Below are 24,516 nucleotides of genomic sequence, written 5' to 3' on the forward strand. Positions count from 1 at the left end.
CAGCTTTAGGAGGAGAAGAAAACAAAGCCAAAGCAGCAGCAATTAACGATGGAATTGTTTATCTAATGGTGATTCCGTACATACTTGTTGGAGCGTTGGGATATTACATTTATAGAATGAAAAAGAAAAAGCAGTAATCAAATGTCAATTGCAAAGTCAATTGCAATTTCAAAATTAAAAATTAAAAAGTCCGCTTCTGAAATTATTTTCAAAAGGGGACTTTTTTAATTTTTAACTGATTTTTAAAGAAAAACTAATTGCTTGCTATTTTTCTTTATTTCAAACCATCAACCGCAACGTTTATTACTCCGTTAACTTGTATGAAAGCTATCATGGCTTGATTGGTAAGTTCTATTTTTTGAAATTGAATATCATCCATTTTTCCGTTAACAAAAACACCAGGCATTGGGGAATAATTTTTTAAGTAGGTTGCCATACTTTTTTTGGCTTCATCCAAATTTTGTTTAATAGAATAACGACAACTTTCTTGCATTTTTTTCAAAATAACTCCTTGTGCTAGCCAATTAGCGGTTCTCATCAATCGACTTTTGGTGTCTAAAACGTAATCCAATTTGTCAAAATAAATTTCTTTGGTAGTATCATTATATTGTGGAATTCCATTCAAATAAACAGTTCCGTTTACTGCTCCTAATAAATCTAATGCAATAACTATTTTGCCTTCTTTGTGCCAAATAGCTACACTTTGAACTTTTACTTTTTTACTGCCAGATCCAAATTCTTGTCCGACAAAATTTTTGGTCATTATCTGTGAAGCTTGTTGATAGCTAGAAACAGCAGCAATATTGGCCGCAATTTGTTCAGGAACTTTGTCAACAGCTTTTAAAGTGACTTTGTTTTTATCGAATTTTGGTTCTGGTTTTTTGCCGATCAATGTTTCCATATTGCATTTCATACCCATATTAAGCAAAAATGAGTCATTTTTTAGTTTCGCATTTGTAGAATACACTTCCAAAGGTACGATTCTAAGCCAGGTTTTATACTCTGGACTCATTTCGAAAGGAGAACTTATTTTAGAAATAGCATCGATAACATTTGGTTTGAAATCCATAGAATTTTCAATGGCTGTGTCAATGCTTTTTTCGATTTGTGTTTTAAAAAGACTAACAGCTGGATTTATTAAGTAAGTGACAGGCATATTTTTTCCAAAAACAGTCATTGACGGACTTTCTACCCAATCTAGAGATTTTAGATTTGTTTTAGTGCTCAGTTTCCAATTGTTCAAGCTTACGCTACTTAATAAAGTGACCACACCATTAAGATTAAATTCCTGATTTTTATATAAATCTACACCCATGGTTTTGGTTCCAATTCGGTATTTTACCCAAACTTTTAATGGCAAAACAGTTTTTAGTTTCTCACCTTCTTTTGCGTTATCATTTGTGATGGTTATTGGAGCCTGTTTCCAAATTTTAATCTCAATATTATCATCCTCAATTTTATTGTCTTCATAAATTAAGCCGTTCAATAAAGTGTTGGTTTGGTTCTCGATGTCTTTTAATTTGATACTTACAGGAAGATTAATGAATGAAGGAACGCTTGTGTATGTTAATGGAACAGCATCGTCAGCTTCTGGTTTAAGAGCTTCTATTTTTTTAGAAGTTGAAGAACAACTAGTTAATAATAAAAAGAATGTTGATAAAATTAACGGGATAACTGGCTTTAGCATTTTTATAGTTTTTTACTTGCAAATTTAAGTAAACAATATATTTTTTTACTTCTAGTGTAACATTTATTTTAGAAATTAGTCTTATGAAATAAATTTAGAAGTTGTGTTTAACTTTTCTTTTTAAGTTTTTTTAGAAGATAAATTGTATTTAAAATATAAAATTATGATTGAAATTAAAGACTTGCATAAATCATACAAAATGGGACATTCTGAATTGCATGTGCTAAAAGGAATTAATTTCACTATTAAAGAAGGAGAATTAGTTGCGATTATGGGATCATCAGGATCTGGTAAATCGACGTTATTGAATATTTTAGGAATTCTTGATGAGGCAGATTCTGGAGTTTATACTTTGGATAATGTGCCTATCAAAAAATTGAATGAAACACTTGCTTCCAGATACAGAAATAAATTTCTTGGTTTCGTTTTTCAATCTTTTAATTTAATTAGTTACAAAAGTGCCTTAGATAATGTGTCTTTGCCTTTGTATTATCAAGGAATGAAAAGAAAAGAGAGAAATGCCATTGCGATGAAATATTTAGAAAAAGTAGGCTTGGCAAATCATTCACATCATTTACCGAGTGAACTTTCAGGAGGGCAAAAGCAACGTGTAGCTATTGCAAGAGCTTTGGCATCAAATCCGAAGGTTTTGTTGGCCGATGAACCTACTGGAGCATTGGATACATTAACTTCGTATGAAGTAATGGAATTGATTCAAGGAATTAACGATGAGGGAAAAACTATTTTGATAGTAACACACGAGCCTGATATTGCAGCCATGTGCAAACGAAATGTAGTCCTGAAAGACGGATTGATAATTGATGATAAAATGGTAGAACAAGTTAGAGCTTCTTCGTATGTTTAATATTGAACGTTGGCAGGAAATATTTGAGGCTATCGCCAAAAATAAACTGAGAACTTTTCTCACTGGAGTTTCTGTGGCTTCGGGTATATTTATATTGGTAATCTTACTCGGGGTTGGTAAAGGGTTACAAAATGGAATCGAAAAACAATTTGAGAAAGATGCTGTTGGAATAATCGAGGTTTGGTCAGGTACTACTACTAAAGCCTTCAAAGGGATGAATCCTGGTAGAGAAATACAATTTAGAAATAATGACTATGATGCTTCAGTTCAAAAATTTGGAGATTTATTTGATAAAAATGCTGCAGTTTTTAGACAATGGGGAGTAAGTATTGTATATGGTAAAGAATCTGGTAATTATCAATATCGTGGAGTAAACCCTGATGGTTTGGCAATGGAAAATGTTGTTGTTATCAAAGGAAGATCTCTAAATGATAACGATTTGATTCATAATGAAAAAGTAGCTGTCATTGGCCAAAAAGTAAAATTGGATTTATTCAAAGAAAAGAATCCTATAGGTGAACATGTTGTAATAAATAATATCAATTTTAAAATAGTAGGTGTTTTTACAGATCCAGGTGGAGAAAGAGAGGAATCCAGAGTGTTTATTCCTTTATCGACGGCACAACAGGTTTATGGTTTGGGAGATAAAATAAGTAATATGTCTTATACTTTAAAGAAGAAAGACACTTATGAAGAAGCTGTCGCTGAGTCTGAAAAATTCAAAAAGGATTTAGGAACACTGTTGAGGGGTAAAAATAATGTAGCTCCGGATGATGAAGGTGGTGTCGGAATTTTTAATTCTGTGGTTGAAGTAAAAAAATTCTATGATTTGAATCTATATATTCGATTGTTTTTTTGGTGGGTCGGAATATGTACAATTATAGCTGGAGTCGTTGGAGTTAGTAATATTATGATGATTATTGTTAAAGAAAGGACTAAGGAAATTGGTATTCGGAAAGCATTAGGCGCTTCACCAATTTCGATTATTGTCATGATTTTACATGAATCTATATTCATTACTATTATTTCAGGTTTTATTGGACTTTTAACAGGACTAGCACTTTTAGAATTAATTGGACCTCATGCACAAAGCGAATATTTTGTAAACCCGCAAGTAGATTTTGGAGTAGCCATATCAACGTTAATTGTTTTGGTAATTGCTGGAGCTTTGGCTGGTTTTATTCCAGCTTATAGAGCAGCAAAAATTAGACCTATTGTAGCACTTAGAGATGAATAATTATGTTTGATAGAGAAAAATGGAACGAAATCATTGAGGCTTTAACTGCCAATACCTTCCGAACTTTACTTACGGCTTTCGGGGTATTTTGGGGTATATTTATTTTGGTGATTTTGCTAGCGGCTTCAAATGGTTTGGAGAATGGTATCAAAAAAGGATTTGATGGTATAGCTACCAATACGATGTTTATGTGGACACAAACAACATCAAAACCATATAAAGGATTGCCAAAAACTAGAACATATAATTTTAAAAATAGCGATGTTGATGCGTTAAAGCAAAAATTCCCTGATTTATTGTATGTATCTCCTCGTAATCAATTGGGTGATTTTGATGGAGTGAGTAATGTGATTAGAGGAACAAAAACAGGAGCTTACACAATTTATGGCGATTATCCTGAATTGATTAAGCAAGAGCAGATGGATATTATTAAAGGTCGTTTTGTAAATCAGCAAGACATTCTTTTGAGACGAAAAGTAACCATAATAGGGCAAGGTGTCATCAATGAATTGTATAATAAAGTTGAAGAAGTATTAGGAACTTACATCAGGATAAATGGTGTCAATTTTATGGTGGTTGGAGTTTATAAAACAAAAGGAAATAACAATGGTAATGCCGAACAAGCTCAAAAAAACATTTTTATTCCTTTTACAACCTTTCAACAAGCTTTTAATTTCGGTGATAAAGTAGGATGGATGGCGCTTACCGCGAATGATGATGCGTCAATTACTAAACTTAAGCCTGGAATCCTTGCTTTTATGAGAGAAAGACATTTTATTCACCCAGATGACGAAAGAGCGGTCGGGAATTTTGATTTATTTGAAGAGTTCCAAAAAGTTCAGGATCTATTTATGGTGCTTAAATTCATTGCTTATTTTGTTGGGACTTTAGTGCTATTATCAGGTATTATTGGGATTTCGAATATTATGCTAATTGTAGTTAAAGAACGTACCAAAGAAATCGGAATTAGAAGAGCACTTGGAGCAACACCGGGAGCAATCCGATCTCAGATATTATTAGAAGCAATTTTTCTAACTATAATCGCAGGTATGTTTGGAATTGCTGTCGCTACGGGTTTGATAGCTACTTTAAATATGATTTTATCTACAATGCCGTCCGAAGGGATGATGTTTGTAAATCCAAGTGTAGATTTAGTAGTGGTTTTTATAGCTTTATTAATATTGGTTGGTTCTGGATTATTAGCAGGATTTATACCAGCGCAAACAGCCATAAATGTCAAACCAATAGAAGCATTACGTACAGAATAAAAAATCAATCAAAAAATAATAATCGTATAAAATTTATAAAATGAAAAAAGGAGTTACCATAACAATATTGATTCTAATAGCGATAGTTTTTTTCGGAGCGTTATACTATTTGTATGCCAAAAATCAGGAATCGCCTATTGTATTTGAAACTGATAAAGTTGAAGTGAAAACTATCGTAAAAAGTACACTTGCAACAGGAAATATTGTTCCTGATGAAGAGGTCTTAATCAAACCTAATATTTCCGGAATTATAGAACATGTTTATATCAAAGCAGGTGAATCTGTCAAAGCAGGCGACATGATTGCTAAAATCAAAGTTGTTGCCAATGTTTCTAATTTGAGTAATTCTCAAAATCAGGTGAAAACAGCTCAAATAGAATTAGACAATCAAAAGAAATTATATCAAAGACAAAAAACATTATTTGATAAAGGGGTAATTTCTGCCAATGATTTTGATGCAGCACAATTGGCTTATAATCAGGCAAAACAAAATTATAGCGCTTCTGTTCAAGGATTTGATATCGTAAAAACTGGTACAAGTTCTGGATTAGGAAATTATGCAAATACTTTGATCCGTTCTACTGTAAACGGAATGGTATTGGACGTTCCTGTGAAAGTAGGAAATCAGGTTATTGAAAGTAATAATTTCAATGAAGGTACTACAATTGCTAGTGTTGCCGATGTTGGAAGAATGATATTTGTTGGTAAAGTAGATGAGTCTGAAGTAGGAAAAATCAAATTAAACATGCCTATTGAAATTACGGTTGGAGCCATTGAAGGTAAAACGTTTACGGCAGTTTTGACAGATATTGCACCAAAAGGGAAAACTGAAAATGGAGCTATTCAATTTGAAATTAAAGCAACTCTAACTAATAGAGATAATACATTCATTAGAGCTGGACTGAGCGCAAATGCTTCAATTATTTTAGAGAAAGCAGAAAAAGTTCAGGCAATTAAAGAATCTTTGGTTCAATTTGATAAAAAAACACAAAAACCATATGTTGAAGTTCAAACATCACCACAAAAATTTGTGAGAAAAGATATTGTTCTTGGTGTAAGTGATGGAATTTATGTTCAGGTGAAAAGCGGTCTTAAAGCTTCAGATAAAATTAAAGTTTGGAATCTTGGTTTAATAACTGAAGGAGCAAAACCAAACTAATTATTTAGGAACTTTTTGATATAAAAATTAAGTTAACTGCGCGTAGTTCGTTATTACGCTTTATTCCAACAAAAAATGAAAAAAATAAATTACATAATTGCTTTAGTTTTCCTGATTGGATTATCTGCTCAAGCGCAAACTAAGGCATGGACTTTAGAAGAGTGCGTACAATATGCTTTAAAAAATAACATTACTATCAAGCAAACCGAATTAGATACAATTTTAACCACCATTGACAAAAGAGAAGCCTTGGGTAACTTTTTGCCAAGTGCTAATTTAAATGCAAATCACTCTTGGAATATTGGTTTGAACCAAGATATAACTACCGGTCTTTTGAGAAATCAAACCACTCAAATGACTGGTATAGGGGCAAATGTAGGTGTAGATATTTACAGAGGATTACAAAATCAGAATACTATGCGAAGAGCTAAACTCTCGATAGTAGCTTCCAAATATCAGTTGGTAAAAATGCAAGAAGACATTGCGTTAAATGTGGCGAATGCCTTTTTGCAAGTACTTTTTAACAAAGAAAATTTAAAAGTACAACAAGAACAATTAGCTATAAATGAAAAACAATATACACGTTCTGAAGAATTGGTAAAAGCAGGTTCAATTCCTCGTGGCGATTTATTGGATATTAAAGCGACAGTTGCTTCTAACAAACAAAATGTTATAACTGCTGAAAATACATTACTACTTTCTAAATTAAGTTTAGCGCAATTATTACAATTAAAAGAGTTTTGGGATTTTGATGTAATTGATGATACCAATCTGCAAGACGAAAATAATGTTATGTCAATTAAACCAATTGATATTTATGCTAAAGCAAAAGAAAGTAGAACAGAGTTGAAGATTGCACAAACTAATTTAGAAATTGCAGAAAAGGATGTTGCAATTGCAAAAGGAGGTTATCAACCAACATTGACAGCTTATTATGGATTTAATAGCCGTATTTCGTATGCAGATACTTTTGATCCAGCAACAGGGCAAGTAGGGCCGGCACCTCCTGCTTGGGATCAATTAAATGATAATAAAGGTCAAAATTTTGGCTTACAATTGAATATTCCTGTTTTTAATGGGTTTTCTGTAAGAAATAATGTCGACAGAAATAAAGTTAACTTAGAAAAATCTAAGATTGCTTTAGAAAAAGTCGATTTGGATTTACAAAGAAATGTTTACACGGCTTTTACAGATGCAAAAGGAGCAATGAATGCACATGAATCTGCAATAGTAGCAATGGAAGCAAGAGAGGAAGCTTATAATTATGCTAAAGAAAAATATGCAGTTGGTTTAATGAACTCATTTGATTTAAATCAGGCGCAAACTTTATTGACCAATGCACAGTCTGAAGTTGCTAGAAGCAAATATGATTATATCTTCAAAATAAAAATATTAGAATTTTATTTTGGAATTCCAATTGCTCAAATCATGAAAAAATAAATCACCATGTCAAAAAAAACAATTTATATCTTATTAGGGTCAGCTGTTGTAATTATAGCATTATTAATAGGATTGTCAAAAGCTGGAATTATTGGAAATAAAGATAAAGGAAAAGAAATCGAAATTGCTAATGTTGAAACCGGAACAATTGTTGAAACTGTTTCAGCAACTGGTAAAATCCAACCCGAAATTGAGGTAAAAATAGCTTCAATGGTTTCTGGAGAAATTATAGATTTACCTATTAAAGAAGGACAAGTAGTTAAAAAAGGTGATTTATTGGTAAAAATTAACCCCGATTTGTATACTTCCGGATTGAATAGAAGTGTGGCTAATTTATCTGGTTCTAAAGCTGGTTTAAGTCAATCGGATGCTTCTTTTAATGAGGCGAAAGCCAATTATGATAGAAACAAACAACTTTTTGAAAAAGGAATCATTTCCAAGTCTGATTGGGACAAAGCCGTTTCTTCTTTTGAAGTAGCCAAAGCTAATAAGCAATCAGCGTATTATAATGTACAAAGTGCTTCGGCATCAGTAAATGAAGCTAAAGATAATTTAGGTAGAACGGTAATTTATGCACCTGCTGATGGAACAATATCTGTGTTGAATGTGGAGCTTGGTGAAAGAGTTTTGGGAACGCAACAAATGGCAGGAACAGAACTTTTAAGAGTGGCCAACTTAAACAATATGGAAGTTGAAGTTGATGTTAATGAAAATGACATTGTAAAAATAAAAGTTGGAGATTTAGCCAATGTTGAAGTTGATGCCTATTTGAAAAAACAATTCAAAGGTGTTGTTACCAGCATTTCAAATTCTGCTAGTACAGCTTTAACAGCAGATCAGGTAACTAATTTTAAAGTAAAAGTTAGAATATTGAAAGAATCTTATGCGGATTTGATGGTTGGAAAACCTGCTTCTTATTCGCCTTTTCGTCCAGGAATGACCGCTACTGTTGATATTATTACAACAACAAGAAACAATGTAGTCAAAGTCCCTATAAGTTCAGTGGTAGTGAAATCTGATACGACAGCAGTTCAATTTGATGCAAAAGGAGGTCCAGAATCTGATGATAAAAAACCAACTCCTAAAAGTGATAAAAAATTTGAATGTGTTTTTGTTAAAGTTGGAGATAAAGCCAAGATTCGAATAATCAAAACTGGAATCCAAGATGATACTAATATTGAGGTGTTATCAGGGCTTAAGAAAGGAGATGTTGTAATTACGGGTCCTTATACAACAGTTGCTAAAGATTTGAATTCTGGAGATAAAGTATTCGTTCCGACTGAAACTGATAAGAAAAAATAAATTCACTAAGTAATTCTTTCTAATAATAGATAACAACACGTTTAGATTTTCTAGACGTGTTTTTGTTTTTATAAAGTTTTTTTGAAAATTCGGTGTAAATTTGCAAGCATATCAAATATTTGATTTAATTTCTAAAATCTAAAAATAAGTGTCCTATATTCTCAATATTGAAACTGCTACCAAAAATTGTTCTGTTGCCTTAGCAAAAGACGGAAAAACTTTATTATGCAAAGAAATTGCCGAAGAAGGGTATTCTCACGCTGAACGTTTGCATGTTTTTATAGAAGAAATTATCGCTGAATCTGGGATTGAAATGAAAGATTTGGTAGCAATAGCAGTAAGTCAGGGACCAGGATCTTATACTGGTTTAAGAATTGGTGTTTCCGCTGCAAAAGGATTATGTTATGCTTTGAATATTCCATTGATAGCTATTGATACATTACAAACTCTGGCTTCTAAAGTTAAGGCTACAGATGGTTTAATTGTTCCGATGATTGATGCCCGTAGAATGGAAGTGTATAGTGCAATTTTTTCTGCTACATTAGAAAGAAAACGCGAAGTTTTAGCCGAAATTATTGACGAGAATTCATTCGCTAATTTTTCTGAAAAACTGTATTTTATAGGTGATTGCAATGAAAAATGCAAAGATGTTTTAACAAAGGAAAATTTTATTTTTTTAGATGAAATAAAATATCCTTCTGCCAATGAAATGAGTGCTTTGAGTTTTGATAAATACAAAAAAAACGACACTGTAGATGTCGCTTATTTTGAACCTTATTATTTGAAAGATTTTTTAGTTACGACTTCAAAAAAATAGTCGTTTTTTATTATTTCTAGCTTTTAGATAATTCCGTAACATAAGGCTGAAAAGCAATTCCCTCAGCATCAAAAGCTAATTTACAATTCTCCAAAGTCTCGGCTATAACGGCACTATAATCACCATTATTAGCCCAAGGTCTAACCGCTAGTTGGATAGAATTGTCAGTTATATTTTTAACAGATACTTCAGCAGCTGGTGTAGCCAATACTTTGTCATTGTTTTTAAGTACTGCAGTTATGATTTCTTTTGCTTTTCTTAAATCAGTATCATAAGAAATAGAAATCGTCAAATCAGCTCTTCTGGTTCCCTGCATCGAATAGTTAATAATCGTTCCGTTTGACAAAGTTCCGTTTGGAATAAAAATAGTCTGATTATTTCCTGTGATTAATTTGGTTACAAAAATTTGAATTTCCAAAACAGTAGCTACTTGTCCTTGAGCTTCAATAGTATCGCCAACTTTAAAAGGTTTAAACATAATAATTAGCATTCCACCTGCAAAATTTGATAGTGAACCTTGCAATGATAAGCCAACGGCAAGTCCCATAGCTCCTAAGATGGCTACAAATGACGAAGTTCCTATTCCTAGTTTGTCAATAATGGTAACAAATAATAAAACTCGTAAAGCCCAAAGTAAAATATCGGCTAGAAATTTACCAAGTGTAGGGTCAAAGTTTCTTTTGATCATTATTTTTCTAACAATTCTATTGGTTATTCGGATAGCATATAGTCCGATAAATAGAATGATTAGTGCGGAAATAACTTGTGGAGAATATTCTAATATTTTGGTAATGATAATGTTTGCGTATTGTTCAATGTAATTTGTGTCTACAATCATAAGTAATGCATAAAAAACTTCTCAAAAGAGAAGGATAAGTTAAAATGCAAATTTACAATTTTTAAAAAATTTATTGAAAACTATTTAACATCATCTTCGGTTTCTTTGCAGGTTTGAGTGTTTTTTCTGTTTATATAAAAAAAGCGTCTCCATTTTTGGAAACGCTTTATAAATAAAATTTTCTGAATTAATAATTTAATCTGTATTCTTAATTTTTATTAGAATTCACTTTTTTAAAGTGCTTCTACCTTAATTCCTTCGTCATTCAACATACTTTTTAGCATATTTTCGATTCCGCTTTTTAGAGTAAAAGTTGAGGAAGGGCAACCATTACATGCACCTTGCATAATTACTTTTACCGTTTTTGAAGAGCCATCATAAGAATCAAAAAGGATATTTCCACCGTCAGCAGCAACGGCTGGTTTTACATATTCTTCCAAGATATTGATGATTTTTTGAGACGTTTCATCTAATGAATCAAATGATTCGTCTTTTGCTTTTTCGTCTTTTATAATATTTTGAATCAAATTTTCGTCAAGAACCGTTCCTCCATTTTCAATAAATTGTTTGATGAAAGTTCTTAGTTCCAAAGTAATATCCTGCCAATCATTGATATCATATTTTGTAACCGAAATGTAGTTTTCGTCAATAAAAACTTCCTTTACATAAGGGAATTTAAATAATTCAGTTGCCAATGGCGATGGAGCACTTTGATCAATATTTTTGAATTCAACCGCATTTTTGGTAATCATTTTATTGACTACAAATTTAAGAGCAGCTGGATTTGGAGTGGATTCTCCATAAACAGTAATAGCTTGTTTTTTAGCTTTGTTTTCGTCTGGAATAATAATTGCTCCGCCTTTGTCAACATAAGCTTCAATTTGTTCAGCAACGGCTTCTTTTACATCGTCCCATTCGACAATGCTAAATCTTTCAACAGCAATAAAATTCCCAGAAATATATACCGTTTTTACAAATGGTAAATAGAAAAGTTGTTGTGCTAATGGAGAAGATTTGGCTTCGTCTATATTTTTAAATTCAAAACTTTCATTTTGAGTAATAAAGTCCTGAAATTCAAATTTTATGATAGTCGGATTTTGTGTCTCTTTTATCGTTATTTTAGTCATAGTTCGTCGATTTTGTGCAAATTTACTAAAGTTATTTTCTACCTTTAACTATATTTGATTTTTTAATGAATAAATTAACAAAAGCGTTTTTTACGTATTAACTATATTAATATAACCCTCAGTAATGTATACTAAAGCCAAGTTTTTAATTATTCTCTTTTTTATTAATTTCAGTGTTTTTTCGCAGGAGGGAATTCCAGTATATTCAGATTATTTATCGGATAATTATTATTTGATTTTTCCTTCAATGGCGGGGGCTTCCAATTGTAGTAAATTAAGATTAACAGCAAGAAAGCAATGGTTTGATCAGGAAGATGCGCCTGCTCTTCAAACATTAAGTTATAACGGTCGGGTAGGAGAAAGGTCTGGAATTGGTGCCATTGTTTTTAATGATGTAAATGGTTACCATTCGCAATTTGGTTTTAAAGCTACTTATGCGCATCACATCATGTTTTCCAGAGATGAAGTTGATTTGAATCAATTGTCCTTTGGGGTAAATGTAGGAGTGAATCAAAGCCAGTTAGATGAAACTGATTTTCAGAATTCAGGCGATTATGATCCAGCTTTGGGTAATATAGTGCAACATGCCTCTTACTTTAATTTGGATATTGGGGCTTCGTATAATTTATTTGATTTTAGTTTTAATGCTGTTGTGAAAAATGTTTTAGAAACAAGACAGGAACTTTACACAGAATATCAAAGTGATAATTTGAGAAAATTTATTTTGAGTGGAAGTTATATCTTCGGAAATGCTGATAAAGTGTTGTGGGAACCTTCTCTATTATATCAATTTGTAGATGAAACTAAAGAAAGTGCTCTAGACATTAACTTAAAAGCTTATAAAAACCTCGAAATGGGCCAGCTTTGGGGCGGAATTTCATATAGACACAGCTTTGACGGCGCTGAATATAGTAACGGCAGTGGAACGAACAGCCAAAAGTTACAATATATCACTCCAGTTTTAGGTTTCAATTATAAAAATTTTATGTTTGCATATACTTATACTCACTTGTTAGGAGAGATACAATATGGGAATTCTGGATTTCATCAGCTTACTTTAGGGTTTAACTTTTTATGCAAGCCTGTTAAGTATGATTGTAATTGTCCTGCCGTTAATTAATTATACTATTTTAAATGATAATAAAGTCTGTAAACGGAAAATCACCAAATATCCCAGCTGATTGTTATGTAGCTGAAAATGCGACTATAGTTGGAGACGTTACTTTTGGTGCTGAATGTAGTGTTTGGTTTAATGCCGTAATTCGTGGAGATGTGCATTTTATCTCCATCGGAAATAAAGTAAATATTCAAGACGGTGCAATTGTGCATTGTACCTATCAAAAACATCCAACAGTTATTGGGAATAATGTTTCTATTGGACACAATGCAATTGTTCACGGATGTACAATTCATGACAATGTTTTGGTGGGAATGGGAGCCATTATTATGGATAATTGTGTAGTTGAAAGCAATTCAATAATAGCAGCTGGAGCTGTGGTTACTCAAAACACGGTAATTGAATCAGGTTCTATTTATGCAGGTGTTCCAGCCAAGAAAGTCAAAGATATTGATCAATCTAATTTTGCTGGTGAGATTGGACGTATTGCTAATAATTATGTAATGTATTCTAGCTGGTTTAAAGAGGAAAAATAATATATATCAGGTTAAATATTTATTTTTTCAAAAAAAGCAGCCTTATAGCTTTCGCTAATAGGAATTCTTTTATCTGCAATCAGGACTTTATTTTTTTGTATTGATTTTACGTGTTTGATATTAATAATATACGAACGATGAATTCTTGCAAATCCTTTAGAAGACAGTAAATTTTCAAGTTTTATCAAGCTTATCAAGGTTAATGTGAATTTATTATCTGTAGTAAATATTTTGACATAATCCTTCAATCCTTCAATAAATAAAATGTCCGAAAAATTGATTTTTACATTCTCATATTCAGCTCGGACGAACATAAAATCATGCTCAATTTCTGGAGAATTTGATGTTTGATTGGAAGTCGGTAGATTTTTTGGAGTAAAAATTTGTTGCGCTCGTAATACCGCTTTTAAAAATCGATTGAATGGAATTGGTTTTACCAAATAATCTACCGCGCCAAGATTAAAACCTTCTACAGCATAATTAGAATAAGCCGTTGTAAATATGATCAACGGTTTTTTCTCAATAGCATTGATGAAATCAATTCCTGAAAAATGTGGCATTTCAATATCTAGGAAAATGAGATCAATTTCGGATTGATTAATGATCGATATGGCATCTATTGCATTGGTAAAAGTTGTAACTAGTTCGAGCGATTCTACTCTTCCAACAAACTCTACTAATAAATCCACTGCTAATGGTTCGTCGTCTATGATAACACATTTCATATATGTAAAATTTATTTTTCTATTTGTTATCGCCTATTTTATTGCGGATGAATTTGATCTAATTGTAATGTCAAATGAACTGTAAAGTTCGTATTTGTTGATGTTAGATTCAGTTGATGACTGTTTGGATAAAGTAAATTGAGTCTATTTTTGATGTTTGCTAAACCAATTCCTGAATTATCAGGGTCTTTTTTGTTGTTCTCAATCTTGTTTTCAATCCAAAATGTGAATAGATCACCTTCAATTTTAATTACAATTTTGACATACGCAGTTCCTTTATAGTCAGTACCATATTTGAATGCATTTTCTATAAATGAAATCAACAACATGGGCTCTATAAATTTGTCTTTGGTATTCCCATGAATGTTAATACTTATGTTTTCAATGTTGTTGAGCCTTAATTTTTGTAATTCAATATAGTTTTTAATATAGTCGATTTCTTTTTCTAGCAAAACAGTTTTATTATCTGTTTCATAAAGCATATACCGCATCATTTCGGACAAAGTAACTATGGCATCGGGAACTAAATCCGATTTTTTATGTGCTAATGAATAAATGCTATTTAATGAATTGAACAAAAAGTGAGGATTCGTTTGTTTTCTTAGATAATTTAATTCTGTTGAAGTTCTTTGACTTTCTGCAATCAATTTGTTTTGTTGGTCATCATAAAATTCAGATAACGTCTTGATGATTGTACTAATCGCAATAATTAATAAATAGAAAACAGATGGTACAATTTTAAAAAAGAATGGCTGTTCTTTTCTATGAATTCTATGCTCCATGTTTGGATTATTAAACGGTATCTTGAGCAAATTCGAATTGTTTTGAGGTCTAAATTCTCTAAATTCAGGCATGAAGAATTCATGTCTGATTACCATGAAAATGACAATTAAGACAAGTATAATAGCTATATAATAAGTGTATTTTTTTTGTAAGAGAAAATTTGCGACTAAATAAATATAATTGATATAAAACAGAATTATTCCAGTTATCCATTGAACACAAAAATCGGTGCTAATATGAAAAGGACTTTCATAAAACTGAATAAGTGATGTGCTAATAAAAAAACACCAAATGCTACAATGAATCAGTATTTTATTGGAATCACTATTTTTTATTGATGCAAAGTTCATCTAGATTCTTATTTTTAATAATACTAATTCATTTTTTGTGATAGTTGGCGAATTATCAGAATTCAATTTATCTAATACTAATCGACCAACAGCCAAAGCTTCTTTTTCTGATTTAAAACTTTTGGATTCGCTAATTGCAGGTATGATGGTTTGTTTAATAATTATTTTATTGTTGATGGAAATAATATAACCCCAGCCAGTATTAACACGTATTGATTGAATTTTCAAAGGATGCTCTTTCTGACACAAAAGAAATACTAATAATCCAATTGAAAATAGAATTAGGCAAAAATTTAAGATATATGACAAATTCTTCTGGATTTTTTTCCAGAAGAATTTGTTGTCGGTATTAATTATCATCGTCATTTTGTTCCTCGTTTGGTTTAAATTCCCATACATCATCAAAATAAGATGTTCCTGATTTTCCTAATACAATAAAGCCTCGTTCTCCATTTATAGAAAATCCTATTGCATCAGATCTGCCGGACCCTTCAAGCGGAGTTTTTGATGTCCAAAGATCTGTATTTGGATTGTATTCCCAAATGGTATTACTGCTTTCACCACAGGCAATATAACCTAAACCATTAATTGAAAAACTCGATGCATTAGCTCTTTTAATTGAGTATGTATCGTGATCACTTTCATCATCATCTAAATCTCTTTTTCTGATCCAAACGTCTGTACTTGGATCAAAAGCCCAAAAATCAACTTGATTCACGCCACTGTTTATTCCTGTTCCCAAATAGGCAATATCATTAATTACAAATACGGTAGCATTTCTTCTTTTGTTTCCACTAAAACCGTTTACTTGTATCCAGCTGTCATCTGTAGCATTGTATTGATAAAAATCTTTTAAATAATTGCCATCATAACCTGTCCCGAAATAAGCTTTTCCTCCTACTTGAAAACCTACAGCACCATAACGTGCTGTTCCTGCAAAATCAGCCTTTTGTGTCCACGTATTATTGCCTGGATTGTATTCGTAAAAATCTTTTAATTTATTAGTTCCGTCATAACCAAGTCCAATATATCCTTTTCCATTCAATTCAAATCCTGATCCGGAGCTTCTAGCAACGCCTATAAAATCTGCTTTTTGTTCCCAATAATCTCCAGTTGAATTATAAGCCCATAAATCCTTTAGATATTCATTTCCTGTATAGCCTGTTGCAATATATGCATACTCGCCAATAACAAAACTAGTTGCATTGGATCTTGCTGGACCATCAAATGCCGATTTTTTTATCCAGTTTCCTAGTGTATCATCGGTGTCATCATCATTACTACAACTAATAAAAAGTATGCTAATAAGTAATGTGGTAATAAATATCCCTTTTTTTAAATGTTTCATAATATGTATGGTGTTTATTAAAGTTTGTATTTTATGCTAATAGAAAAAATGCTGCCGTTTTTTAAGGTCTTATTTATTTCTGATGTTCGATTGTCATTAGAAAATTTAAATTCTTTGTTTGATGAATACCCACCTTTGAAATTCACTAACCAATTAGTATCTATGTTTCTTTCATATTGAAAAGTTGATTCCATTTGTGAAAAACCAACCTTTGTAATTGTACTTAAATCATCAGCAATAATGGGAGGATTAAGATTGTAAATGCTACCAATAAAGTCATTGCTAATGCTAAATTTATCGCGAATGGAACTAGAGTAAGAAACCTCTGAATTTGGGAATCCTAATTTTAAATAAGCAACCTCATTAAATTGATGATTGAATGCGAATGTTGGTACTATTTGAGGTTTCCCAAAAACAGTCATTCTTTTTATTCCTAAATCAATGCTATTGTTTTTGTTTAATATTTGGTTCAATTCCATTCCGCCCAAAATAGTTACATCTGAAATGCTTATTGTATTTTGAAAATTGACAGAAGGTTCGATACACATATTCACTTTTGTTTTATCATTAAATCGATGAGAAAATTCAAAAGAGTTAGCGATACTATTGAAGTGTGTATTACTATAATTAGAATCATAATTTTCTAATAGATAGTTTTCTATTTCATCTGTAATTGTGGTGCTTTTGTATTTAAAAGTGTTTGTTAATTTATTCTTGGTATTGATTTCTTTAAAAAATTGCAATCCAATTTCAGTTTGTTTTATAGAACCATAATTTACGGGTTCTGTTTTGGTATTAAATTCAAGAGTATAGCTACTTTGTGCATACGCACTAAATAGAGGTGCCAGAATCAAAATCTTTGTAAAGTTGTGTATTCTCATTATTTAATTATTGGCTCAAAAGTAGCTGTGTTGTTATTTAATAAAAAAGAATATATATGCATGGGTTTATTTCATAGACCAACTGGCAATTAATTGGGTCGAATCTATATTTGAATTCGAATAGTAGGATGTAGATTGTATTTCTGTTTTTATAGATGAATTTTCCTGAGTAGTATATGTTATTAGTCCAGCTTAAATGTTGACTTATATATTTGCCCAAAAAATAGGTATGTATAAGTTTTTGTTTTTGATTTTTTCGGGTTTACTAATTATTTCATGTGACTCTGATGTTGATGCCGGCGAGTTTGTGGTAGGCGCAGATTATTTGGCATTGAAAAATAAAGTGATTGCAATAGATACACTTACTTTGGATGTTTCAACGGTGAAATTGGATTCTTTGGTTACTTCTAGTGAAAGCAGAATTCTGGTAGGGAATTACGATGATCCTCTTTTCGGCAAAGTCAAATCGGATAGTTATTTTCAAGTTTCTACAGATTATTATAATCTTTATAGTAAAAATTCAGATACGGATGCTACTGGGTATGTGTTCGATTCTATCGCAATGATTATGCATTATGATGATTACTATTATGCCGATACTACTAAAGTTCAAACACTTAATATTTATAGGATATTAAAGAATTTCAAACCCAATGTAAATGACAATAGTTTTTATAATAACTCTAGTTTAAGTTATGATGAAACTAGTTTAGGAACTATAGCTTATAGGCCAAAGCCGATTGGCAAAGACAGTATCAATATAAAATTAGACAATGAGTTTGGGAAGGAACTTTTTAATAAGTTTAAAAATAATGAAATAGCAGACTCAGCCGAGTTCACCGATTACTTAAAGGGTTTTGTAATAAAATCATCCTCTGCTATTTCTTCAAGTGTAATTGGTTTTAATATGTCTAGTGTTCTTCGTTTGTATTATTCGAAAGGAACAGGTAATACAGAAGAATCAGAAGATAATTATAAGATGGATTTTAAAATTGCAGATGTCAGTAAACAATTTAATGCAGTTTCATCAGATAGATTAGGGACATTTATTCAGGATTTGCCATTGTCAAAAATAGCTTTACCAAGTACTTATACAGGCAACAAAGGATTTATCCAATCGGGAACAGGAATAGCGTGTAGAATTGATTTTCCTAATATAAAACAATTGAAGTATCTCTCAGAAAAAGGTGCTATTGTTGATGCAAAGTTAATTATTAAGCCTGCTAAAAATTCGTATTCTGTTATGTTTCCCTTGCCAGAAAAACTTAGTGTATATGTAGTTGATAATTTAAATAGAATCAAGACAACATTAACAAATGCTGATGGGGAAACTTTGACTGCTAACTTGTACAAAGATACCGATGAGTTTAATGAAAATACAGCTTACGAAATATCTTTGGGAGCTTTTCTGCAAAAAGAAATGCTGAAAGAATCAGATTCCAAAAATGGACTACTCTTTACATTGCCTACTTTGTCCAAAGTTGTTGATAGAGTGGTTTTAAGTGATCAATCAAGTAAAGAGAATAAAATGAAATTACAAATTTACTACATTACATATTAAATGAAAAAAAGTTATCCGTTTTTGGTTTTAGTGTTTTTTTCTTCGTGTTGGTCTTATTCTCAAAGCATTGCTACTTCGCCATATTCGCTTTATGGATTGGGAAGTTTGTATGAATCTAATTTCGGATTAACAGCTGCTCTAGGAACAGCTGGAATAGCATTGCCTTCTGAAGAATTTATCAATAATAAAAATGCAGCTTCTCTAGTTAATATTCCAGCCAATAATTTCTTCTTTGAAATTGGTGGAACAGGAATTCAATCCTCTTTTGAAGATAATGTTAGAAAAGAAAATAGAAATAATTTTCAGTTTTCTCATATGGCTTTTGCCTTTCCAATAACTGCGAGATCGGCTTTTAACTTGTCTTTGATGCCGTATTCGAGTTCATCTTTTAAAATTTCAGGATTAAAAATTCCAATAATAGATGGAAATAATGAATACTATTACTTAAACGTAATTGGTACAGGAGGACTGAATAATTTGGATTTATCTTATGCTTATAGATTGAACAATAAATTATCCTTGGCTTTATCTGCTTCGGTTCTTTTTGGGAATACAACAGATGAACGAACGTATTCAATTAGTAGTTCAACCACCAGTATAGATAAAAAAGTAAATTATAGTGGTATTCGTCCTATTTTGAGTTCTCAATATAAAATGACTTCATCGCTGACATTCGGGCTAAATGTAAAATCTCCAACACGAATAAATGCAAATAAAGTTCAGTCAGTAACTGTAGAGAATGGTTCTGGTTCTTCTTTTTTGGAAACCGATAAAAAATCTGATATTGATGATTTTTACCTACCGTTAGATATCGGTGTCGGGATAAGTAAATCATTTAAGAATAAATTTAATGTCACTTTGGATTACGAAAAAAGTTATTGGGATAGTACCAATCAATCTGATATGTACGCTAGTTTTTCTGATCAGGAAAAGTTTTCATTTGGATTGTCTTATCAAAAAGCAAAAACAGCAAGAAATTATTTTAATAGAATAAAATATGCAATGGGTGCTCATTATGACACAGGCTATTTAGAAATTGATAATAAAAAAATAGATGACAAGAATCTTTCAGTTGGCGTTTCTTTGCCCTTAGATCATTTGTCTTCTTCTTTATATATTTCGTATACTTATGGTAGTAAAGGTCAAATAACTAATTCGTTAATCCAAGAAAACTATCATAAATTGACATTAAATCTAAATTTGGATGGAATTTGGTTTGTTAGAAAAAAACTCGAATAAAGATTAAAAATCTCTTACTTCGACTTTATACTTATTTTCTAATATTTCGTTTAAAACTTTTGGATTAGTGTTTGTATAAAAAATAGAATCACCCTTTTCTGCACTTGTGAAACCTGTTTTTTCTCGGAGTATGTTCTGAGTCTGTTTCGCTACAGCTTCACCCGAATCAATAATGTGAATATGATCAGGAAGAATCTTTTTTATTTGCGGAATTAAATAGGGATAATGACTACAGCCCAATACCAGATAATCAATGTTAGCATCGATCATAGGTGTGAGATAGGAATAAAGTAACTGTGTCATTTCCTGAGAATCGATTTTGCCATCCTCAATTAACTGCACTAAGCCATAACCTATCTGCTCTATGATTTTGGTGTCTTGAAATTTTTCCGTGGTTTTATTGAAGAGTTCACTGTTTAGCGTTCCTTTTGTGGCTAATATTCCAATGGTTTGAGTTCTAGAATTTGTCGCTGCTGGCTTTATAGCAGGTTCTATACCAATGAATGGAATGTCATATTTTGCTCTTAATTCCTGAATCGCATTTGTGGTTGCAGTATTACAAGCTACTACAATTAATTTGCATCCCATTTCAATCAATAAATCTACATTTTTCATGCTCAACTCAATAATCTCTTTCTTTGTTTTTTGACCATACGGAGCATTTTTACTATCTGCAAGATAGATGGTTTTTTCGTTTGGTAATAAATCATGAATGGCTTTCCAGATAGAGGTTCCTCCAATTCCAGAGTCAAAAACTCCAATAGGATTATCGTTTGTCATGGGCTGAAATTTTGTCTAAAGTTACTTTAGTTATCACTTTTGTTTGAGACTTTAAATATACTACAATTAATAAATATCATAAAAAAAAACTGTCCGCTCTCAGTTATACCGGAACGGACAGTTTTTAAATTTATTTTACTTTAGATTAAAAACCTAAATCTTTTTTTACATCAGCAGTAATGTTTGTACCATCAGCAAGTAAAAGAGTAGATCCGTCTAATACGTATTGGAATCCTTTAGCTTTACCAACTTTTTGGATAGAAGCTCTTACTTTTTCCATAATTGGTTTTACTATTTCTGATTCTTTAGTTTGTAATTCTTTTTGAGCATTATCTCTAAAATCAGTGATTCTTTTTTGCATATCTTGAACCTCTTTAGAACGCTCTTGGTTTACAGCATCAGTTGCAGTTGCAGATTCATCACCATATTTTTTTAATTTTGTTTGATATTCTTCAACCATTTTTTTGTAGTCAGCATCATAAGTTCCGCTCAATTTTTCCAATTGCTTTTGAGCATCTAACATAGCTGGCATTTTCCCCATAATCTCGGCAACATCAACATGAGCTACTTTAGTTTGAGCATTTGAAATTTGTGTAGCTCCTATAAATAGTATCGCAGCAATTAGTAAAGTTTTGAATTGTTTCATCGTTTTTAAAATATTTAGTAATTAATTAGTATTTATTTTTTTTCTTTCTTTTTATTTCACTTCGTTGGCTTTTTTAAGAGCCTCTTTTTCTTGAATATCCTTTAATCTTTTTTCTTCAAGTGCTTTTTTGTTGGCTTCTCTTTCTTCAAGTATCTTTTTTCTTTTCTCTTCTAATGCTTTTTTTCGTTCTTCTACAGCATTACTAGGTTTTACTTCTTGCGTTGTGGCTTTATTAACAGCTGTACTATCAGCAGTTACAGTTGCCGGTGTGTCATTAGTCTCAGTTTTATCAGCTGCAACAACTGTGCCATTTTTTTTAGCTTCTTTTTCAGCTAGCAACTTTTGTCTTCTCTCTTCATATTTTCTTTTTGCTTCTTCCTGGGCAGCTTTTTTGTCAGTTACTAATTTTTCTCTTGCTGCTTTTTTATCCGATAAGGCTTTTTCTCTTGCTGCTAAGTCCGGATTTTCGTCCAAGGCATCTTCTTTCTCTTCCTTTGCCTGTTCTTGTTGCAATTGTTTTTTGGTTAATTGCTCTCTTTTTTCAGTACGGTTTAAAACCCTTATTACCTGATCGCTAATATCAAATCTTTTTGCTGCAAAAAGAATTGTCAGATGTGAAGATTTGTCAAATATAAAGTCATATTTTCTTGCTTCAGCAATATCTTGAACAGCAGTAAAAACCTGATCTTGAATAGGCTTTACCAAACCAGCTTTTTGAATTATTAAATCACCATTTGGACCAAATCTTTTTTGTTGATAATCTAATTTTTCATTTTCAAGGAACTTTATTTCGGCTTCTCTTTCTTCTATTAATTCAGCTGTTAGTAATGGTTTTTCTGCTTTTAAAGCTTCAGTCAGTTTGTTGATTTCTATTTTTTTTGCTTCAATTTCCTGTTTCCATTTCTGAGCTTTTTGTTCCAATTGTGCTTTAGCTTCAATATAGTTAGGTACATTTTGCAATATGTATTCCATATCAATGTATCCTACTTTATTTCCTTTGGTTTGTGCGTTAACTGTTGTAACAATTAGCGATAAAATTATAAATAAAAATGTTTTTCTCATAATTTTTGATTTTGGAAATTTTAAATCAAATTTATTTAAAATTGCTGTCCGATTATGAAATGCGTTTGCCATCCACTTGGTTTAATTGCTCCGGGAACTGCATCAAATCCATAACCAAAATCAATACCTAACAATCCAAATGCTGGCATAAATACTCTTAATCCTACTCCTGATGAACGAGCCAAATTGAACGGTTCATAATCAGACAATGATGCATAAGATTGACCAGCCTCGGCAAAAGCTAAAGCATAAATAGATGCTGACGCTTTTAATGTAATTGGATAACGTAACTCTAGTGAGAATTTATTATAGATAGTCGCACCATAAGAGTCTCCATTACCACTTGCAGGAGTCAATGATCCGTTTTCATAACCTCTTAATTGTATGTTTTGTCTTCCATCAATAGAACTTCCTGCCATACCATCACCACCTAAATAATATCTTTCAAAAGGAATTACTCCCCTGTCTTGATTATACGCACCTAAGAATCCAAATTGAACTAATGAACGCAATACTAATTTTTTATATAGAGTTGTAAACCAATCTCCGGTAAATTGTACTTTGTAGTATTCTAACCATTTGTATTTTTCCTGATCTACTTTTGCAGGATCGGCTACTGCATCTTGGTAATTGTCTACCTTATTAGGAACTACACCAGATGCTGGTAGTTTATCAAGATAATCACCTGCATTTACTACTCTGTCATTGTTGTCTACATATGATGTTCCGTTGTAAATGTATTTGTATTTTTGTTGTTCACCTAACGTAGCATAATCTACACCATTGAAAAGCGAATAAGGAATTGTAAATTCACCAGTTACTGAAAATTCAGCACCATAGGTCGGGAATATCGGGTTGAAACCTTTACTGTTACGAGTCAAGCCAATATTGTAAGATAGGTTTTTAGAACTTCCATTTGCAAATGTAAATAGTCCATAATAGTAATTATGCAAATCGTATTGTTGGAAACGAAGCGATTGTGAAAGGGTGAAGAAATCATCTGGCACAGTCAGCCTTTTCGCCATTCCTACAGATAATGAAAGAATATTTATGTATTTTGATTTGTCAACATTTTGCAACTGATAGTTTGCACTATATTGTTGGCTAAACGCAAATGAAGTACTAAATTGTATAGGTTTTTTTCCTCCAAACCATGGCTCTGAGAAAGATAAACTATAGGTTCTGTAATAAGAACTTGCTTGTAAACGCAATGCTACTTTTTGACCATCTCCCATAGGAAGTGGTTTGTAAGCGTCTTTGTTAAACAAGTTTCTTGCAGAGAAGTTATTGAAAGATAATCCCAAGGTCCCTACGAAACCTCCACCGCCATATCCTCCTTGAAGTTCGATCTGACTGGCACCTTTCTCAATAACATTGTATTCAATATCTACAGTTCCTGCAGAAGCATCGACGTTTTTGAATTTTGGCTCAATTTTTTCAGGATCAAAAAAGCCTAACTGACCAATCTCTCTGATGGTTCTTACTAATTCTGCCTTGTTGTACTTTTCTCCTGGCTTTGTTCTTAATTCTCTGTAGATTACTTCATCATTGGTTTTGTCGTTTCCAACTACTGTGATTTTGTTAAAGTAAGCTATTGGACCTTCTGTAATTCTAATTTCAAAATCAATTTTATTATCAGATGTTTTGGTTTCTACAGCATTGATTGTAGAGAATAAATACCCATTATTTTGGTATAAATTGGTTATATCTTCTCCGTCTGGTTTTGATTTGTCTGCAATTCTTTCTTG

At 31.8% G+C, this 24,516-nt stretch carries 23 protein-coding genes; 11 read left to right on the forward strand and 12 right to left on the reverse strand.

Features of this window, described 5'->3' with window-relative positions:
• Positions 1-274: 274 nt before the first annotated feature.
• Positions 275-1,687, reverse strand: coding sequence for a DUF4403 family protein (locus VLC96_RS14675; protein ID WP_325264089.1), 1,413 nt, complete (start codon positions 1,685-1,687; stop codon positions 275-277).
• A 163-nt stretch (positions 1,688-1,850) separates the two neighbouring features.
• On the opposite strand from VLC96_RS14675, the gene VLC96_RS14680 reads away from it, so the two are divergent.
• The 7 genes from VLC96_RS14680 to tsaB all read left to right on the forward strand — a co-directional run bounded on the left by VLC96_RS14680 (position 1,851) and on the right by tsaB (position 9,775).
• Complete coding sequence (locus VLC96_RS14680) at positions 1,851-2,552, forward strand: ABC transporter ATP-binding protein (RefSeq protein WP_325264091.1); 702 nt, start codon at positions 1,851-1,853, stop codon at positions 2,550-2,552.
• A complete protein-coding gene (locus tag VLC96_RS14685) occupies positions 2,545-3,789 on the forward strand; it encodes an ABC transporter permease (RefSeq protein ID WP_325264093.1) in 1,245 nt (414 codons plus the stop codon). The genes VLC96_RS14680 and VLC96_RS14685 overlap by 8 nt, the downstream gene beginning before the upstream one ends.
• A 2-nt stretch (positions 3,790-3,791) precedes the next feature.
• Positions 3,792-5,057: an ABC transporter permease gene (locus VLC96_RS14690; protein WP_325264095.1), complete on the forward strand. Its 1,266-nt coding sequence runs from the start codon at positions 3,792-3,794 to the stop codon at positions 5,055-5,057.
• 40 nt (positions 5,058-5,097) lie between these two features.
• Positions 5,098-6,216: an efflux RND transporter periplasmic adaptor subunit gene (locus VLC96_RS14695; RefSeq protein WP_325264097.1), complete on the forward strand. Its 1,119-nt coding sequence runs from the start codon at positions 5,098-5,100 to the stop codon at positions 6,214-6,216.
• A gap of 75 nt (positions 6,217-6,291) precedes the next feature.
• On the forward strand, positions 6,292-7,656 hold the full coding sequence (locus VLC96_RS14700; RefSeq protein ID WP_325264098.1) for a TolC family protein: 1,365 nt from the start codon (positions 6,292-6,294) through the stop codon (positions 7,654-7,656).
• A 6-nt stretch (positions 7,657-7,662) separates the two neighbouring features.
• On the forward strand, positions 7,663-8,958 hold the full coding sequence (locus VLC96_RS14705) for an efflux RND transporter periplasmic adaptor subunit (protein WP_325264099.1): 1,296 nt from the start codon (positions 7,663-7,665) through the stop codon (positions 8,956-8,958).
• A gap of 148 nt (positions 8,959-9,106) precedes the next feature.
• Entirely contained in the window at positions 9,107-9,775 is a 669-nt protein-coding gene (gene tsaB / locus VLC96_RS14710) for a tRNA (adenosine(37)-N6)-threonylcarbamoyltransferase complex dimerization subunit type 1 TsaB (RefSeq protein ID WP_325264101.1), read from the forward strand.
• Between the two features lie 16 nt (positions 9,776-9,791).
• On the opposite strand, the gene VLC96_RS14715 is transcribed toward tsaB, so the two are convergent.
• On the reverse strand, positions 9,792-10,613 hold the full coding sequence (locus tag VLC96_RS14715; RefSeq protein WP_325264103.1) for a mechanosensitive ion channel family protein: 822 nt from the start codon (positions 10,611-10,613) through the stop codon (positions 9,792-9,794).
• Positions 10,614-10,846: 233 nt separating this feature from the next.
• Entirely contained in the window at positions 10,847-11,740 is an 894-nt protein-coding gene (locus VLC96_RS14720; RefSeq protein ID WP_325264104.1) for a NifU family protein, read from the reverse strand.
• 124 nt (positions 11,741-11,864) lie between these two features.
• On the opposite strand from VLC96_RS14720, the gene VLC96_RS14725 reads away from it, so the two are divergent.
• Positions 11,865-12,860 carry a PorP/SprF family type IX secretion system membrane protein gene (locus VLC96_RS14725; RefSeq protein WP_325264106.1) on the forward strand — a complete coding sequence of 332 codons (996 nt, stop codon included), beginning with the start codon at positions 11,865-11,867 and terminating at the stop codon, positions 12,858-12,860.
• Positions 12,861-12,874: 14 nt separating this feature from the next.
• On the forward strand, positions 12,875-13,393 hold the full coding sequence (locus tag VLC96_RS14730) for a gamma carbonic anhydrase family protein (RefSeq protein WP_325264108.1): 519 nt from the start codon (positions 12,875-12,877) through the stop codon (positions 13,391-13,393).
• Between the two features lie 11 nt (positions 13,394-13,404).
• On the opposite strand, the gene VLC96_RS14735 is transcribed toward VLC96_RS14730, so the two are convergent.
• The 5 genes from VLC96_RS14735 to VLC96_RS14755 form a co-directional block, all read right to left on the reverse strand.
• Positions 13,405-14,118, reverse strand: coding sequence for a LytR/AlgR family response regulator transcription factor (locus VLC96_RS14735; RefSeq protein WP_325264110.1), 714 nt, complete (start codon positions 14,116-14,118; stop codon positions 13,405-13,407).
• 38 nt (positions 14,119-14,156) lie between these two features.
• Complete coding sequence (locus VLC96_RS14740) at positions 14,157-14,996, reverse strand: sensor histidine kinase (protein ID WP_325264112.1); 840 nt, start codon at positions 14,994-14,996, stop codon at positions 14,157-14,159.
• A 255-nt stretch (positions 14,997-15,251) separates the two neighbouring features.
• The gene (locus VLC96_RS14745) at positions 15,252-15,479 is read right to left on the reverse strand and encodes a DUF4907 domain-containing protein (protein ID WP_325264113.1); all 228 of its coding nucleotides are present in this window, start codon (positions 15,477-15,479) and stop codon (positions 15,252-15,254) included.
• 121 nt (positions 15,480-15,600) lie between these two features.
• Positions 15,601-16,599 carry a Kelch repeat-containing protein gene (locus VLC96_RS14750; RefSeq protein WP_325264114.1) on the reverse strand — a complete coding sequence of 333 codons (999 nt, stop codon included), beginning with the start codon at positions 16,597-16,599 and terminating at the stop codon, positions 15,601-15,603.
• A 17-nt stretch (positions 16,600-16,616) separates the two neighbouring features.
• The gene (locus tag VLC96_RS14755) at positions 16,617-17,480 is read right to left on the reverse strand and encodes a DUF6268 family outer membrane beta-barrel protein (protein WP_325264116.1); all 864 of its coding nucleotides are present in this window, start codon (positions 17,478-17,480) and stop codon (positions 16,617-16,619) included.
• 229 nt (positions 17,481-17,709) lie between these two features.
• Between VLC96_RS14755 and VLC96_RS14760 the strand changes: the two genes are divergently transcribed.
• A complete protein-coding gene (locus tag VLC96_RS14760) occupies positions 17,710-19,041 on the forward strand; it encodes a DUF4270 family protein (protein WP_325264117.1) in 1,332 nt (443 codons plus the stop codon).
• Entirely contained in the window at positions 19,042-20,280 is a 1,239-nt protein-coding gene (gene bamG, locus VLC96_RS14765; protein WP_325264119.1) for a BamG family beta-barrel-assembly machinery protein, read from the forward strand.
• Between the two features lie 3 nt (positions 20,281-20,283).
• On the opposite strand, the gene murI is transcribed toward bamG, so the two are convergent.
• The 4 genes from murI to VLC96_RS14785 all read right to left on the reverse strand — a co-directional run.
• Complete coding sequence (gene murI / locus VLC96_RS14770; RefSeq protein WP_325264121.1) at positions 20,284-21,060, reverse strand: glutamate racemase; 777 nt, start codon at positions 21,058-21,060, stop codon at positions 20,284-20,286.
• Between the two features lie 145 nt (positions 21,061-21,205).
• Positions 21,206-21,706 (reverse strand): OmpH/Skp family outer membrane protein, encoded by a 501-nt coding sequence (locus VLC96_RS14775; protein ID WP_325264123.1) that lies wholly within the window; start codon positions 21,704-21,706, stop codon positions 21,206-21,208.
• 51 nt (positions 21,707-21,757) lie between these two features.
• Positions 21,758-22,768 (reverse strand): OmpH/Skp family outer membrane protein, encoded by a 1,011-nt coding sequence (locus VLC96_RS14780; protein ID WP_325264124.1) that lies wholly within the window; start codon positions 22,766-22,768, stop codon positions 21,758-21,760.
• A gap of 35 nt (positions 22,769-22,803) precedes the next feature.
• A partial coding sequence (locus tag VLC96_RS14785) for a BamA/OMP85 family outer membrane protein (protein ID WP_325264126.1) occupies positions 22,804-24,516 on the reverse strand: 1,713 nt, incomplete at its 5' end.

Origin of the sequence: Flavobacterium sp., assembly GCF_035456085.1 — a bacterium.
GTDB lineage: Bacteria > Bacteroidota > Bacteroidia > Flavobacteriales > Flavobacteriaceae > Flavobacterium.